The 15,657-nt window shown below is 41.6% G+C and carries 14 protein-coding genes and 2 tRNA genes; 8 read left to right on the top strand and 8 right to left on the bottom strand.

Annotated features, from left to right (window positions below):
* Nucleotides 1-31 precede the first annotated feature (31 nt).
* The 8 genes from ahcY (at nucleotide 32) to EC846_RS10430 (ending at nucleotide 10,144) form a co-directional block, all read left to right on the top strand.
* Entirely contained in the window at nucleotides 32-1,414 is a 1,383-nt protein-coding gene (gene ahcY, locus EC846_RS10465; protein WP_123775131.1) for an adenosylhomocysteinase, read from the top strand.
* A 73-nt stretch (nucleotides 1,415-1,487) separates the two neighbouring features.
* The gene (gene metF, locus EC846_RS10460) at nucleotides 1,488-2,324 is read left to right on the top strand and encodes a methylenetetrahydrofolate reductase [NAD(P)H] (protein ID WP_005229551.1); all 837 of its coding nucleotides are present in this window, start codon (nucleotides 1,488-1,490) and stop codon (nucleotides 2,322-2,324) included.
* Nucleotides 2,325-2,346: 22 nt separating this feature from the next.
* Entirely contained in the window at nucleotides 2,347-3,063 is a 717-nt protein-coding gene (locus EC846_RS10455; protein ID WP_123775130.1) for a 16S rRNA (uracil(1498)-N(3))-methyltransferase, read from the top strand.
* Between the two features lie 119 nt (nucleotides 3,064-3,182).
* On the top strand, nucleotides 3,183-6,056 hold the full coding sequence (locus EC846_RS10450) for an EAL domain-containing protein (protein WP_123775222.1): 2,874 nt from the start codon (nucleotides 3,183-3,185) through the stop codon (nucleotides 6,054-6,056).
* Nucleotides 6,057-6,247: 191 nt separating this feature from the next.
* A complete protein-coding gene (locus EC846_RS10445; RefSeq protein WP_004771523.1) occupies nucleotides 6,248-8,518 on the top strand; it encodes an NADP-dependent malic enzyme in 2,271 nt (756 codons plus the stop codon).
* 96 nt (nucleotides 8,519-8,614) lie between these two features.
* Nucleotides 8,615-9,841: a multifunctional CCA addition/repair protein gene (locus tag EC846_RS10440; protein ID WP_123775129.1), complete on the top strand. Its 1,227-nt coding sequence runs from the start codon at nucleotides 8,615-8,617 to the stop codon at nucleotides 9,839-9,841.
* 142 nt (nucleotides 9,842-9,983) lie between these two features.
* Nucleotides 9,984-10,059 (top strand) — tRNA-Asn (locus EC846_RS10435).
* Between the two features lie 9 nt (nucleotides 10,060-10,068).
* A tRNA-Asn gene (locus EC846_RS10430) sits at nucleotides 10,069-10,144 on the top strand.
* Between the two features lie 110 nt (nucleotides 10,145-10,254).
* Here EC846_RS10430 and EC846_RS10425 read toward each other — a convergent pair.
* From EC846_RS10425 to lepB, 8 genes are read right to left on the bottom strand one after another with little or no spacing between them, the layout of a single operon-like run.
* On the bottom strand, nucleotides 10,255-10,911 hold the full coding sequence (locus tag EC846_RS10425; protein WP_005256828.1) for a tRNA-(ms[2]io[6]A)-hydroxylase: 657 nt from the start codon (nucleotides 10,909-10,911) through the stop codon (nucleotides 10,255-10,257).
* Nucleotides 10,912-10,915: 4 nt separating this feature from the next.
* Nucleotides 10,916-11,644 carry a pyridoxine 5'-phosphate synthase gene (gene pdxJ / locus EC846_RS10420; RefSeq protein ID WP_069577495.1) on the bottom strand — a complete coding sequence of 243 codons (729 nt, stop codon included), beginning with the start codon at nucleotides 11,642-11,644 and terminating at the stop codon, nucleotides 10,916-10,918.
* 55 nt (nucleotides 11,645-11,699) lie between these two features.
* The gene (gene recO / locus EC846_RS10415; protein WP_123775128.1) at nucleotides 11,700-12,407 is read right to left on the bottom strand and encodes a DNA repair protein RecO; all 708 of its coding nucleotides are present in this window, start codon (nucleotides 12,405-12,407) and stop codon (nucleotides 11,700-11,702) included.
* Between the two features lie 9 nt (nucleotides 12,408-12,416).
* Entirely contained in the window at nucleotides 12,417-12,614 is a 198-nt protein-coding gene (locus EC846_RS10410) for an NF038104 family lipoprotein (RefSeq protein ID WP_004771515.1), read from the bottom strand.
* 15 nt (nucleotides 12,615-12,629) lie between these two features.
* Nucleotides 12,630-13,658 (bottom strand): GTPase Era, encoded by a 1,029-nt coding sequence (era, locus tag EC846_RS10405; RefSeq protein WP_004771513.1) that lies wholly within the window; start codon nucleotides 13,656-13,658, stop codon nucleotides 12,630-12,632.
* 4 nt (nucleotides 13,659-13,662) lie between these two features.
* On the bottom strand, nucleotides 13,663-14,358 hold the full coding sequence (gene rnc, locus EC846_RS10400; RefSeq protein ID WP_004771512.1) for a ribonuclease III: 696 nt from the start codon (nucleotides 14,356-14,358) through the stop codon (nucleotides 13,663-13,665).
* The gene (locus EC846_RS10395; RefSeq protein ID WP_047432431.1) at nucleotides 14,327-14,704 is read right to left on the bottom strand and encodes a DUF4845 domain-containing protein; all 378 of its coding nucleotides are present in this window, start codon (nucleotides 14,702-14,704) and stop codon (nucleotides 14,327-14,329) included. Before EC846_RS10395 ends, rnc begins: the two co-directional genes overlap by 32 nt.
* A 24-nt stretch (nucleotides 14,705-14,728) precedes the next feature.
* Complete coding sequence (gene lepB, locus EC846_RS10390) at nucleotides 14,729-15,592, bottom strand: signal peptidase I (protein WP_123775127.1); 864 nt, start codon at nucleotides 15,590-15,592, stop codon at nucleotides 14,729-14,731.
* Nucleotides 15,593-15,657: the final 65 nt, after the last annotated feature.

Genomic DNA, 15,657 nt, shown 5'->3' with positions numbered 1-15,657 from the left:
TGATCCATACTATTTTTTCTAGGAGATCCTGATGAACGCGGTGAATGCTTCATTTACAGATTATAAAGTTGCTGATATTTCCCTTGCTGACTACGGTCGTAAAGAGATCAAACTTGCTGAAGCAGAAATGCCAGCTTTGATTGGTTTACGTAAGCGTTATTCAGCAGCTAAACCACTTGCTGGCGCAAAAATCTTGGGTTGTATCCACATGACAATCCAGACTGCTGTTCTAATCGAAACATTAGTTGAACTTGGCGCAGAAGTGCGTTGGACCTCTTGTAACATCTTCTCTACTCAAGACCATGCTGCTGCTGCCATTGCTGCAAGCGGTGTGCCTGTATTTGCCTGGAAAGGTGAAACAGAAGAAGAATATGTATGGTGCCTAGAGCAACAGATCAATGTGAATGGTCAGCCTTGGGATGCCAACATGATTCTGGACGATGGCGGTGACTTGACTGCACTTGTTCATGAAAAATACCCTGCGCTGTTAGAACGCATTCACGGTATTACCGAAGAAACCACTACAGGCGTGCAACGTCTATTGGAAATGTGGAAAGACGGTTCACTTAAAGTTCCTGCAATCAATGTGAATGATTCGATCACTAAATCGAAAAACGACAACAAATATGGTTGCCGTCATTCATTAAACGATGCGATCAAACGTGCAACTGATATGTTGCTTTCTGGTCGTCGTGCACTTGTGATCGGTTATGGTGACGTAGGTAAAGGTTCTGCGCAATCTTTACGTCAAGAAGGCATGATCGTACGTGTAACTGAAGTTGATCCGATTTGTGCAATGCAAGCATGTATGGATGGCTACGAAGTTGTATCTCCATACAAAAATGGCGTGCAAACAGGCAAGAAAGAAGACATCAATCACGATCTACTCGGCAATACTGACCTTGTTGTAACTACTACGGGTAACTACCACGTATGTGATTCAGCAATGTTAGATAGCTTAAAAGCGGGTGCGGTTGTATGTAACATCGGTCACTTTGACACTGAAATCGATACAGCTTACCTCCGTGGTTACAAGTGGGTTGAAGTGAAGCCACAAGTACACCAAGTATATCGTTCAGAAGATGAAAATAACTACCTTCTCCTTCTTTCTGAAGGTCGCCTAGTAAACCTTGGTAATGCCACAGGCCACCCTTCACGTGTAATGGATGGTTCTTTCGCAAACCAGGTTTTAGGTCAAATGCATTTATTCGCTGAGAAATTTGCTGACTTGCCTGCTGATCAAAAACAAGCGGCGATTCGCGTAGAAGTACTTCCTAAGAAATTAGACGAAGAAGTTGCTGCAGCAATGGTTGTTGGCTTCGGTGGTGTATTAACACAACTGACGCAAGTACAGGCAGATTACTTAGGCGTTCCAGTGGAAGGCCCGTTCAAATCTGACGCTTACAAATACTAAGAAAATCAGGGCAGACGTTTTACGGACTGCCCTTTTTTCTAAAATTTTTCAGGCGAGTTAAAAAGGATTTGAAATGACGAAGCGTGTTCCTATTTCTTTTGAGTTTTTCCCACCAAAAACTGATGCGGGTGCGGAAAAGTTACGTGTTGTTCATCAAGAACTACAACTGTTAAATCCAGAGTTTTTCTCCATTACTTATGGTGCTGGCGGTTCTACCCGTGAACGTACTTTAGCTGCGATTAATGACTTTAATGGTCAAGGTACGCCTGTTGCACCTCACCTGTCTTGTATCGGGGATGACAAGGCCCGTATCGCAGAACTTTTAGACTTATATAAATCTCAAGGCATTGATCGTATTGTTGCGTTGCGTGGTGATCTACCTTCAGGTCAGGTGGGCTTAGGTGAACTTCCTTATGCACAGGATCTGGTTCGCTTTATTCGTGAACATTCAGGTGATCATTTCCACATTGAAGTGGCAGCTTATCCTGAAATGCACCCACAAGCAGACAGTTTTGATGGTGACATCCAACGCTTTGTAGAAAAAGTAAATGCAGGGGCAAATGCCGGCATTACTCAATTTTTCTTCAATCCAGATGCATATTTCTACTTTATTGAGCGAATTGCGAAAGCAGGCGTGAATATTCCAGTTGCACCAGGTATTATGCCGATCACCAATGCAAGCAATTTAATCCGTTTTGCTGATGGTACAGGTGCAGAAATTCCACGCTGGATCCGCAAGCAGCTTGCTGCCTATGGTGATGATAGTGCAAGCATCAAAGCTTTCGGTCACGAAGTGATTGTGAATCTGTGCGAGCGTTTAATCGCTGGTGGCGCACCAACACTACATTTCTACTCAATGAACCAAACTGAACCGACTCGACAACTCGTTGTTGATCTTGGTTTAAACTAATTTGTACGAGCCCTACCCAAGCATGAATCGTTTTTATATCGAAACCGAATTAAATACTGGCAATACCATTGAATTAACAGAATCGGTATTTCATCACTGGGTACGCGTGCTTCGCGCAAAAGAACAAGAACAAGCCATCTTTTTCAATGGAAAAGGTGGTGAATATGTCGTTACCCTGACGCAGATTAACAAAAAAAATGCGTTTGTTTCGGTCGATCAGTTTGATGCAGCAGACCGCACTGCCCCTTTTAAGGTGACTTTAGGTCAAGTCATGAGTAAAGGTGATCGTATGGATTATGCGATTCAGAAAGCAACTGAACTCGGCGTTACCACGATTCAGCTTTTAACCAGTGAACGTTGCGAAATGCGTTTAAAGTATGATCGCGACCAAAAGAAACTGGATCACTGGCAATCTGTTGCAATTGCAGCATGCGAACAATGTGGGATGAATCGTGTGCCAGAAATTCTTGCCCCTATTTCTCTGACTGACTGGATTGAGTCTGACCTACCTGAATCACGTTTTGTGCTTGCTCCGAATAAAGATCAGAGCAACGTTCTGTTAAACAGTTCACCTGATCTGGCTTTACTGATTGGCCCGGAAGGTGGCTTAAGTGAAGCAGAAATTAACATTGCCAATCAAAATAACTTTAAAAACTGGTGTATCGGAGACCGTGTTTTAAGAACAGAAACCGCTCCAGTTGTGGCTTTATCCATTTTAAATTACCACTTTGCTCCCTAATCATGCCTGAGCATTGCTTTCCATTTTATTTAGCGCTAATTTAAAGCGCAAATCGACTATGTTTACAAAAAAACAAAGACTGTCCACATAGATAAAAAATGAAAAGGATTATGCTTTATATGTTAGGGGTTCAGGACAAAAGCTTGCCACAGTTTATCTATACGGATCAAATTAGTTATCCGAATCATGTACGCTTGTTTGTAATAAGTGTGTTTGCTATTTGTCTGTTAGATTATGCACTGTTTGGCGTTTTTTATACCTTTGAAGCCAATATTTTTACCACATGGATGACTATCACACTTGCCATCCTGCTGGGTTTTTCCGGTATTTGTCATTTTTTATTAAAACGTTACTCTGCGGTTCGTTATAACCATAAAACCAATATTATTTTTCAACTCATTTGTTTTTTTACAGGTTTATTAATCGGCGTTAATACCGTCATTATCAATCATTATTTAGGCTCCGATGTTCCGAATTTGATTGGCTCTCATGTTTTAACGCTCACTGCGTTATTACTGACTGCGTCACATATCATTGCCCTGACCTTTTTAACACAGCATATCCGCTATTTCTTGTTATTTTTTATCCCGAGTATCGCGCCATTAATTATAACCCAGCTTTTACATCGGCATCATGACCATACGCTATTCTATCTGGCCTATTATTCGTCATTTTTCGCGACCGTGCTTTGCGCTCAAGCCACTTATAAAATTCACAAGCATCTCGCGCTGGTACTGGAAAAAAATAAACAATTGATTGATGCTGCGCAACAGCATAGCAATTGGACTGAAGAACTCTGCCAACAACTTCAACATGAAGTGAATAAATCTAAAGATATCGAAGCCCAGCTCCAGTTCAACAATCATTTGTTAGAACAAAAAGTGCGTGAACGTACATTTGACCTCACGCAGATGAATGAAAGTCTAGAAGAACATCGCCAGAGTCTGACATTAGCGCATGAAACCGCTGGAATTCAGCATTGGGACTGGAATCTTGAAAATACGATTCCTGATGCTTCGCCGCTTCCTCATGAAGTCGCACATAATGCGCAAAATCTTTATACCTTACTGAATGAAGTTACCCATCCAAATGATGTTGAACGTGTAAAAAACACCTTGTATCAACACTTATCGGGCCAATCACCGCGTTACGAAGAAACTTTCCGTATTAAAAATGAAAATGGTGACTGGACCTGGATTCACGCTGTCGGTCAGGTCATTTTAAGAGACCCGAAAAATGGAACCGCCTTACGCATGGTGGGTGTACATCGTGATATCAATCAGGAGAAGAAAGATCAGGAGCGCCTTAAATTGGCTGCGAATGTATTTGAACAGGCTTCTGAGGGTATTTTCATATTGGATGAAAACTTCAATTATGTTGAGATCAACCCTAAATACGAACAGCTCACAGGTTTAGATAAACAAGCCATTTTAGGCAAGCAGCTATTTGAAATTACCAAACAGAATAAACAACATCATCATAACTTTCATCTTTCTATTCTAGATACACTACGTGAAGCACAGGAATATGAAGGTGAATTTCAGGAAACTTATAACTCTGAAAAATCATGTTTCCTATGGATTCACATCAATGCTGTGAAAGATGAACAAGATCGCGTCATCAATTATATTGGAATTGTTTCGGATCAGACTGAACGTAAACATCAGGAACAGCGTTTATCTTATTTGATCAATTATGACACCTTAACTGATCTGCCTAACCGTTTTTATTATCAGCAACAACTGCATCAATATTTGGTCAATGAACCTGCCATTCAACACTTGGCGGTCATTCGCCTGAATATCGATCGCTTCCGTGCACTCAATGAAATTATCAGCAATAAAGCTGGAAATGAGTTGCTTAAACAAGTCGCACAACGACTACGGATCAGTAATATTGATGCCCTGCTGGTCGCACATTTAAGTGCAGATGATTTTGCAATTATTTATGAAATATCGCATTTACATCCACCTATTCATCAACTCTGCAATAATATTGTAGAGGCTTTCAGCAAAGCTTTTTATATTGCCGATCAAGAATATTTTGTCAGTATCTCTATTGGGGTGGCGATCTATCCAGAACATGGTCGTCAAGTTGATAATTTAAATACCCATGCAGAACAGGCACTAAATGAAGCAAAACGCCTAGGTGGCAATACCATCCATTATTATTCTAATGAAAGAGCGAATTTTGTTGATCAATATAGTGATCTCGAGCTTGATCTAAGAAAAGCAATTCAGAACAATGAGCTGGTGGTTTACTATCAACCGAAGATCAGCACACTCGATGATCAGATTAATGGTTTTGAAGCGCTGATTCGCTGGAAACATCCAACTAAAGGATTAATTATGCCAAGCATTTTTATTCCTTTAGCAGAAAGCACCAGCTTAATTTCCGATATTGGGCAATTTGTTTTACATGAAGCAGCCAAGCAGTTACAAGCATGGCAAAAGCTTGGTTTTAGTGATATCAATATTGCGGTTAATATTGTGGCCCAACAGATTTTGCGTGGTCAGTTATTGCATGATATTGACGAAGTCCTGACAACTTATGATGTTTCTGGCAAGAACCTTGAACTGGAAATTACCGAATCGGCTTTTCTGGAAAATACCGAGAACGTTAAAACTATTCTCAACGCATTGAAAGAACGTCAGATCTCTATCGCACTGGATGACTTTGGTACAGGCTATTCTTCCCTTGCCTACTTAACCGAATATCCAATTGACATTTTGAAAATTGATCGTGCATTTATTTTAAAAATTGGTAATCCAAAACAGGATGCGATAGTTAATGCCATGATCGCCATGGGTAAAACAATTGGCCTAAAAGTCGTTGCGGAAGGTGTAGAAACAGAGCAACAACGTGACTATCTAAAAGCACAAAACTGCGACATATTACAGGGTTACCTGTTCTCCAAGCCACTGACCGCAACTGAAGCAACGGAATATCTGCAACAGCATCTACACCTGTCAACCGCAAGATATTCCATTTAAAAGTAAATTTTAAGCTTTTTGGCCCTTTCTTTGCTGCTGGGTATCGATTGTGAATAGCTGTATCGTTCAGTGAAAATAAGCTTTTTTGACTGTGCGAAAGCATGAACTAGTGCTATATTCTTGTGCACTTATCTTAATATAGTAATTAGACTTCTATATGTCTGATTATTATCGGAACAAATGAGACTCAGATGGACGATCAATCTTTAAAACAAGCCGCTTTGTATTACCATGAATTTCCTACACCTGGAAAAATCAGTGTGACACCGAACAAGCAGCTCGTTAACCAACGAGATCTAGCGCTTGCTTATTCCCCTGGTGTTGCAGCTCCATGTTTAGAAATCGAAAGAGACCCTTCTACCGCTGCGAAATATACAGCACGTGGTAATCTGGTCGCCGTCGTGAGTAATGGTACTGCTGTGCTTGGTTTGGGAAATATTGGTCCTCTTGCTTCTAAGCCAGTTATGGAAGGTAAAGGCGTTCTCTTTAAAAAGTTCGCTGGTGTTGACGTATTCGATATCGAAATTGATGAAAATGATCCAGACAAGATCGTTGATATCGTTGCTGCGCTAGAGCCAACATTTGGTGGTATCAACCTTGAAGATATCAAAGCGCCAGAATGTTTCTACATTGAAAAGAAACTTCGCGAACGCATGAAAATTCCTGTATTCCATGATGACCAACATGGTACAAGTATTATTGTCGGTTCAGCATTACTCAATGCTTTACAGATCGTAAATAAGAAAATTGATGAAATTAAAATTGTTGCCTCAGGCGCAGGTGCTGCTGCACTTTCTTGTCTAGATTTACTTTGCGCTTTAGGCGTAAATAAAAACAACATTGTTGTTGCTGACTCTCGCGGTCTTCTGACCACTGCGCGTGAAGGTCTGGACGAGTCTAAAAAACGTTATGTTCAAGACATTCAGGCAAGCCAGTTGCATGAAGTCATGGCAGGCGCAGATATGTTCTTGGGTCTTTCAGCAGCAGGTATCTTAACCAAAGAAATGGTTAAGGAAATGGCTGAGAACCCGATCATTTTTGCATTGGCAAACCCTGATCCAGAAATTTTACCTGAACATGCGCATGAAGTTCGCCCAGATGTCATTATGGCAACAGGTCGTTCTGACTATCCAAACCAAGTGAACAATGCACTTTGTTTCCCTTATATCTTCCGTGGTGCGCTTGATGTTGGCGCAACAACAATTAATGAAGATATGAAAATTGCCTGTGTTCACGCGATTGCGCGTATGGCACATGTTGAAGCAGATGCTGCAACTTATGGTGAAAAATCAGCTTCATTTGGTCGTGACTACCTGATCCCTCGCCCACTTGATCAACGTTTGATTCTGGAAATTGCTCCAGCCGTTGCGAAAGCAGCAATGGATTCTGGCGTAGCAACTCGTCCAATCGAAGACTTTTCTGCATATCGTCAACGTCTTTCTGAGTTCGTTTATAACTCGGCATTCTTGATGAAACCGATCTTTGCACAGGCGAAGACTGACCCTAAACGCATTGCTTATGCTGAAGGTGAAGATCTACGCGTATTACGTGCGGTTCAAATTGCTGTTGATGAAGGCTTGGCAAAACCGATTCTTGTTGGTCGTACAGCAGTGATCGAAGAGAATATCAAAAAGCTTGGTTTACGTTTACAACATGGCGTAAACATTGAAATCGTCGATCAGGAAAAAAATCCTCAGTACGAAGAGTTCTCTAAAGAATATCACCAGATCATGCAACGTAAAGGCGTTACAGTTGAATACGCTCAACGTGAAGCACGCCGCCGTTCTACACTCATCGCAGCGATGCTGGTGAAGTTTGGTAAAGCAGATGGTATGTTATGTGGTACTTATTCAAGCTATGACATTCACTTAGATTTCGTGAAAAATATCATTGGCTTGAAAGAAGGTCGTAGCACATTCTTTACCTTGAACGCGTTAATGCTTGAAGATCGCAATTTATTTATTGCTGACACCTATGTAAACACCAACCCAACTGCGGCTCAGCTTGCTGAAATGACCATTTTGGCAGCAGAAGAAGTTCGCCGTTTTGGTATTACACCGCGTGTTGCCCTGCTTTCACACTCGAGCTTTGGTAGCGATCAAACCGATCCAAGCGCACAAAAAATGCGTGAAGTTTATCGTTTATTGTCTGAACAGGCACCTGAACTTGAAGTTGAAGGTGAGATGCACGGTGATGCAGCATTAGATGAAAATATTCGTCATTTTGCATTCCCAAATTCACGCTTCAAAGGCTCTGCAAATCTGTTGATTATGCCTAACCTTGATTCGGCAAACATTTCATTCAACTTGTTAAAAGCAACTTCGGGTAATAATGTGACAATTGGTCCTATTTTACTCGGTGCTGCAAAACCTGTTCATATTCTGACACCTACAGCAACGACTCGTCGTTTAGTAAATATGACCGCATTAACAGTTGCTGAAATTCAACAAAGCCAAAACTAAATACACCTAAGCAAAGCTTTTCCAGAAAAGCTTTGCTTAGCGCTTGAGAAAACCTCTATTCTGTAGCATGATTGTGTGAAGAATCGAGGTTTTTTCATGCAAGTTTATTTAGTAGGCGGTGCAGTTCGGGATCAATTACTCGGCCATCCCTATCACGAAAAAGATTATGTGGTGGTTGGAGCAACGCCCGAACAATTATTGGCCGAAGGTTATCAACCTGTCGGTAAAGATTTTCCTGTATTTCTACATCCAAAAACAAAAGAAGAATACGCACTAGCGCGCACTGAACGCAAATCTGGTGTGGGTTATCATGGCTTTCAGTTTTTTACCGATACCAGCGTAAAATTAGAAGATGATCTGATTCGTCGTGACCTGACCATTAATGCAATGGCAATGGATGATCATGGTCAAGTGTATGACCCTTATGGTGGTCAGCAGGACTTACAGCACAAAGTACTACGTCATGTTTCAGAGGCATTTACCGAAGATCCCTTGCGTGTACTCCGCGTAGCCCGTTTTGCAGCACGTTATGCAACTTACGGCTTTACTGTTGCAGAAGAAACCTTGCAATTGATGCGGAAAATTGCCCAATCAGGTGAATTAAGCGCATTAACACCCGAGCGTGTCTGGAAAGAAACCTCTCGTGCCTTAATGGAAGACCATGCTGATGTGTATTTCCAGATCTTAAAAGACTGTGATGCCCTAGAAGTCTTATTTCCAGAAATAAATGCATTATTCGGCGTACCCCAACGTCCAGAGTATCATCCTGAAATTGACTGTGGCATTCATACGTTAATGGCGCTTAAACAGGCCTGCTTAGCAAATTATGCGCTTGAAGTGCGCTTTGCAGTGCTGGTACACGACTTAGGGAAAGCACTTACTCCTGTAGAAGAATTACCACGACATATTATGCATGAAGAACGTGGTATTCCGCCCGTTACTCAAATCTGTGATCGCTTAAAAGTACCGACTGTGCTTAAAAATCTGGCTCTGATCGTATGTAAAGAGCATTTAAAATGCCATCAGGTAAAAAATCTGAAACCGGGTACTTTATGGCGCTTGTTACAACGTTTGGATGTATTACGCCGACCAGAAAAAGTGGAAGCTTTTGTACAGGCCTGTGAATGTGATGCCAAAGGTCGCTTGGGTTTAGAGCAACGCCCTTATCCGCAAGCACAATATATGTTAGATGCAATGCAAATCGTCAGAAATATACGTGCGCAAGATTTGCCTGAACATATCAGTGGCCCAGAAATTGGAGAAATGCTGATTCAATATCGAATTGATGCACTGGCAAAGTTCAAGGAACAACACATTAACTGATTAATTTTTAAGTAAATAAGATCTTTTTCTCACATTTTTTGCTCGCTTTGCACTGAAAAGATTATTAATCAAGCAAACGATTAATTTTATTTACTATTGTTGTTGACGCATCTGCTTTTCATGCCTAAAATGCGCATCAGATTCTCCAATAGCTCAGTCGGTAGAGCGACGGACTGTTAATCCGCAGGTCCCTGGTTCGAGCCCAGGTTGGAGAGCCAATCTACTATTCTCCCATAGCTCAGTCGGTAGAGCGACGGACTGTTAATCCGCAGGTCCCTGGTTCGAGCCCAGGTGGGAGAGCCAAGATTCTAAAAAGCCCTGATCATTGATCGGGGCTTTTTTTATGACGCTATAAAGTCCAATAGCCATAAAAAAACCTCTGCTGATCAGAGGTTTTTTCTTTCAAATTCAGATTAAGCTGCAACCTTTGCGGGTACACCACTATGAAAACGGAATGTATCATCTGGAGTTAAAATCAGATTTTTTTCCACTTCACGGATATATTCAATGCGTTGCTGAATATCTTCTTCTGGATCTTTGAGTTTCGCTGATTTTGCAACATCTAAAGCCAACGCTAAATAGTCCTCAAAATGGCGAGATTCCGATTTAAGCAAATAACGGTAGTAACGCCCCAGCTCCTCATCAACTATCGGCGCTAGCGCATAGAAACGCTCACATGAACGTGCTTCTACAAATGCACCAATAATCATGACATCAATCAACGCTTCAGGCTCATAAGTACGGATTTCTTTACGTAACCCGCCTGCATAACGCCCTGCACTCAAACCCTTCCATTCTTGGCCGCGCTTATTCATGAATTCAAGTACCTGCTCATAATGCAGCATCTCTTCACGAACCAATTGCGCCAATTTCACTTGCAAGTCTGTAAAGAAGCTATAGCGGAACATCAAGTTCATAGCTGTACTTGCCGCTTTCTTCTCACAGTTGGCATGGTCTTGCATCAAGATATCAAGGTTATTCACCGCTTCATCTAACCATGCCTGAGGTGTTGTACAACCTAAAAACGCAATGACGGGTTGCATTAACTCATCATAATTTACACTACTCATCAACTTATCTCGCAGCAGCCTGAATTGCTGCTTTCATATCTTTTACCGCTTGAGCCAGTCCAACGAATACGCTATCTGCAATAATCGAGTGACCAATATTCAGCTCATGAATTTGAGGGATCGCTGCAATCGCTGCAACATTGTCCAGATTTAAGCCATGCCCTGCATTCACAACCAGACCTTTAGCAGCCGCATACTCCACGCCTTTGATAATACGAGCCAATTCTGCTTGTTGCTGCTCCTCAGTCTCTGCATCTGCATAAGCACCGGTATGAATCTCAATGGTCGGCGCACCACATGCGACAGCCGCATCAATTTGAGCCAGATCAGCATCGATAAATAACGACACATCACTGCCAATTGCAGCCAATGCTTGTGTTGCTGCCTTCACTTTTTCAAAGTGACCTACCACGTCCAGACCACCTTCGGTTGTCACCTCTTGACGACGTTCAGGGACAAAGCAAACATGTTGAGGCTGAATCTCTTTGGCAAATGCCACCATTTCATCTGTCACTGCCAACTCAAGATTCATTCGAGTTTTCAGCAAGGGACGCATACGACGTACATCATCATCCTGTATATGGCGACGATCTTCACGTAAATGCAAGGTAATCCCCTCTGCACCCGCTTGTTCACAAACCAAAGCAGCCTGAACTGGATCAGGGTAAGTTGTACCACGTGCCTGTCTTAATGTTGCAACATGATCAATGTTTACACCCAAGATTGCAGCCATAAAAAATATCCTATCGGTTTAGCCCTGAATAATTATTTTCAATACATCAGGAATATCAAGTTTGTGTACTTTGAATCCAGAGTTGACGGCTTTTGAGTGGCCGGTCACCCAACAATGAGCTAATCATTTGACGGTATAGTTTACCCAATAATTGCAATTGTTCGTGAGAAAAATCCTGACCATCTTCATGGTTTTGCATAGACGCAATCAATGTACCAGAAAGTGTCGAACGTGATGCTTGAGCAACGGGCAGAAAGCCATCATTCAGCTGAAATTGATAATGCCGAAGTGGCAAGATGTCTTGTTGATTTGCATCCACTGAAAAATCGATGGCATAGCCCAACTCTTGCAATAAAACATGCTCGAATTGACGCAGGATTTGTCGTAAGAATAAGGAGGCTTGCTCATGTGAGGCAAGTTGCTGCAACTGCAACAAGGTCAACTGATATTGCTCAAATGTTTGCGGTAAAGCCTCTTCCAAAGGACAAAGGCGCAACACAATTTCATTTAAATAGAAACCAGCAAAAAATGCATCGCCATGAAAGAAAACAGGCTGATTCAAAATTTCCAGTTTAGTGAAATTTTTAAGCTCGGATTTGCCTGTCGCTTGCAAGCAAATAGGTTGATACTGCGGTGGAGGAATCTGTCTTAAGATCCCATCCACCCGACCATATTCTTGTGTAAATAAATGCACAATATGGCTTTTTTCACGATATTTACGATGATGAATCAAATAGCCATGCAGGACTTCATTACGCATCATGGAACGATATTAGTCCTTCTTCTTTTCATCCTTTTCTTCATCATCACCATCAGGAATAACCGCACCAACGACAGCTGCCGTTCCTTTGACTACACCTTTGGTCGTCTTATAAGCCACTTTAACAGGTACCGTTACAAGCTTATGAACACACCCTTGCAACATGAAAATACATGTCACGATTGCGAATACACGAATTGTTGTTTTCATACCTGTTTCCATTGCTTAAATATCGCTATAACCCAAGCTTTTCAAAGCACGCTCATCATCAGACCAGCCACCTTTGACTTTCACCCAAAGCGTTAGCATGATCTTTTGTTCAAACATTTTTTCCATGTCAGCACGCGCATCCATACCGATACTTTTCAGCTTCGCACCTTTATCACCAATCACAATGGCTTTTTGGCCTTGGCGTTCAACAAAGATCGTCGCATCAATATAAGTACAAGGTGGTTTTAAACGCCCCGTTTTTTCATTTACAGTCGCTTCTTCTGTTTTAAAAGATTCAATCTGTACAGTCAAATCGTATGGCAGTTCTTCACCCAACTGACGCATGATTTTCTCACGAATAATTTCACTCGCAAGGAAGCGTTCAGAACGGTCAGTAATTTGATCCAGTGAATACAATGGCGGCTGATAAGGCAGATACTTTTCAATCGTATCACGCAGATGCTCAAGATTGGCACCACGCAATGCAGATACAGGAACAATCTCGGCAAAGTTCATTAACTTGGCACGTTCACGAATCAGCGGTAATGCTTCGTTTTTGTTCTCAAAGGTATCCAGCTTATTGATCACAAGAATCACGGGCATATCTGCATTTTTCAGCTTTTCCAAAACAAGTTCATCGTTTTGAGTCCACTTCTGTGCATCAACCACAAATAAAACCAGATTCACATCACGCAATGCTGAGTGAGCGGCGCGGTTCATCATTTTATTGATCGCACGCACTTCTTTCTTGTGCATCCCAGGGGTATCAACAAATACCGCCTGTGATTTTTCACGAGAATCAATACCAACAATTTTATGACGTGTGGTTTGTGGCTTACGTGAAGTAATTGACAGTTTTTGACCCAATAAATGGTTCATTAGTGTCGACTTACCGACATTTGGACGACCAACGATCGCAACAAAACCGCTTTTAAAATCTGAAGGAATCGTCGTTCCTTGAGAACTAAAAAATTGATCAATCAAGTTATTGCCGTCTTGCTGCTCAGCTGCTGCTTCTGGCTTATTTTCATTTGAATGGGACATCAGGTTATTGCTCCAATAATTTTAAAATCTCTGCCGCTGCCGTTTGTTCGGCAAAACGACGACTTGAGCCCTCGCCTTGAATTTTTGGCAATCCATCGACCAAACATTCCACTTTGAAATGCTGATTCGGCGCATCGCCCTGAATATCTACAACCTCGTAAACTGGGAGAGGTTTTTTACGTGCTTGTAAATACTCTTGCAAACGTGATTTCGGGTCTTTCAGTTGATCTGTCGGTTCGATATGATCAAGATATGGTTCATACCATTTTAACACAATGCGTTCCAACAGGTTGAGATCATTACAGTCTAAATAAATAGCACCAATAATTGCTTCAACTGTGTCTGCCAAAATCGATTCACGGTGATGACCACCTGATTTTAGCTCACCAGTGCTTAAAATTAATGACCGACTCAGTTGTAAATCATTTGCGATTTTTCCTAACGCTTCCTGTCGAACCAGAGTCGCACGCATTCGCGTTAAGCGGCCTTCGTTTTCCAGCGGATAGGCATTGTACAAATAATTCGCAACGATCATTCCCAATAATGAATCGCCTAGAAATTCTAGGCGTTCATAATTGTGTTTATGGCTGACAGAACGATGGGTTAAGGCCAGTTTTAACAAATCAATTTGTTTAAACTGGTGACCGATTCGTCCTTGCAACCGAGTATCATTGAGCTTGTTTTGCAGATTTTTGGTCAAAAGTCTTCTCAAAGGTCATAACTAGACTAATATTTAGCATGAAAGGCTTACGGATTTCATACTTCTTTACCACGACAAGATCATCTTTATAAGTCACTTGCGCAATATCCTTAAAATGTAGATCACGGATACCGTTCATATCAAAACGTTGATCCATCTGAGAGGCGAACTTACTTGGTGTAATGTTCGCAGGGCTATCTTTTAATAAGCCTTCAATCTGACTATTAATCAGCTTGTCATCCCAGTATGCTGGCCAAATCGCAATTGCTGCTTTCACAGCAACCGCAAATAAAACCACCCCAAATAAAATTGCAATATACGAAGTCCCAAGTTGAGATTTACGCATCTTTATATTTCCTTTATGTTTTTATCAATCAATCTTACCATTTCGGTTGAAACTTGGAAGATTAAAGCCCGGCTCTTTATGCATCCATATATAAAAAGCTCGACCTGTTAAATTCGCTTCAGGTACAAAGCCCCAAAAACGACTATCCGCACTTTGGTCACGGTTATCGCCCATTGCGAAATATTGACCTTCAGGCACGGTGACTTCCCAATCCTGTCCATTACTTTTGATAAAGACGTCATTGGCTTTAGCAACAAATGGAACCAAGGCTTCAGCACCTTTTAATTGCGCAAACTGGAACTGTTCAACCAGTGGGTTACGCCCTTCCAGATAACGAATCAAATGCTGGTGTTCACCTAATGTTTCTTTAAAATACAAAGCCGTTGGTGTGTCTTGCTGGTCTTTCATACGTGAGAATTGTGTTGCGACTTTTGCAATTTGCTGACCATTAATCGTCAACTCACCCGCTTTAAACTGGATATGGTCACCCGGCAAACCCACTACACGCTTAATATAGCTAATCGTTGGTTGCGGTGGATAACGGAATACAATCACTTCACCACGTTTCGGCTCACCAACATTAACAACTTTAGTGTTCACTACAGGGAGACGTAAACCATAATCAAATTTATTCACCAGAATAAAATCACCTGTCTCCAAGGTAGGTACCATCGAGTCAGAAGGAATATTAAATGGTTCATATAAGAAAGAACGTAGAATCAGCACGACTGCCAACACTGGCCAGAAGTCATATGCCCATGTGATAAGAAAATGTTCCTGATTCCGCCCTTTATTTGCACGTTGTTTAAATACAAATTTATCAAGCAACCACACTAAAAAGAAAATCAGCGTCGCTGGTACCAGAATCAAATTAAAATCAAAATCCACAAACCCTCTCTTGCAGTCTCACTGCTCGTTTTGCAGCTGGGTAAAACCAGAGGTTTCCCCAGCCT

This window comes from Acinetobacter sp. BIGb0102 (assembly GCF_003815055.1).
Taxonomy (GTDB): Bacteria; Pseudomonadota; Gammaproteobacteria; order Pseudomonadales; family Moraxellaceae; genus Acinetobacter; species Acinetobacter vivianii.
Note: the sequence above shows the minus strand (reverse complement) of the source record. Positions and strands in the feature narration are given on the sequence as shown.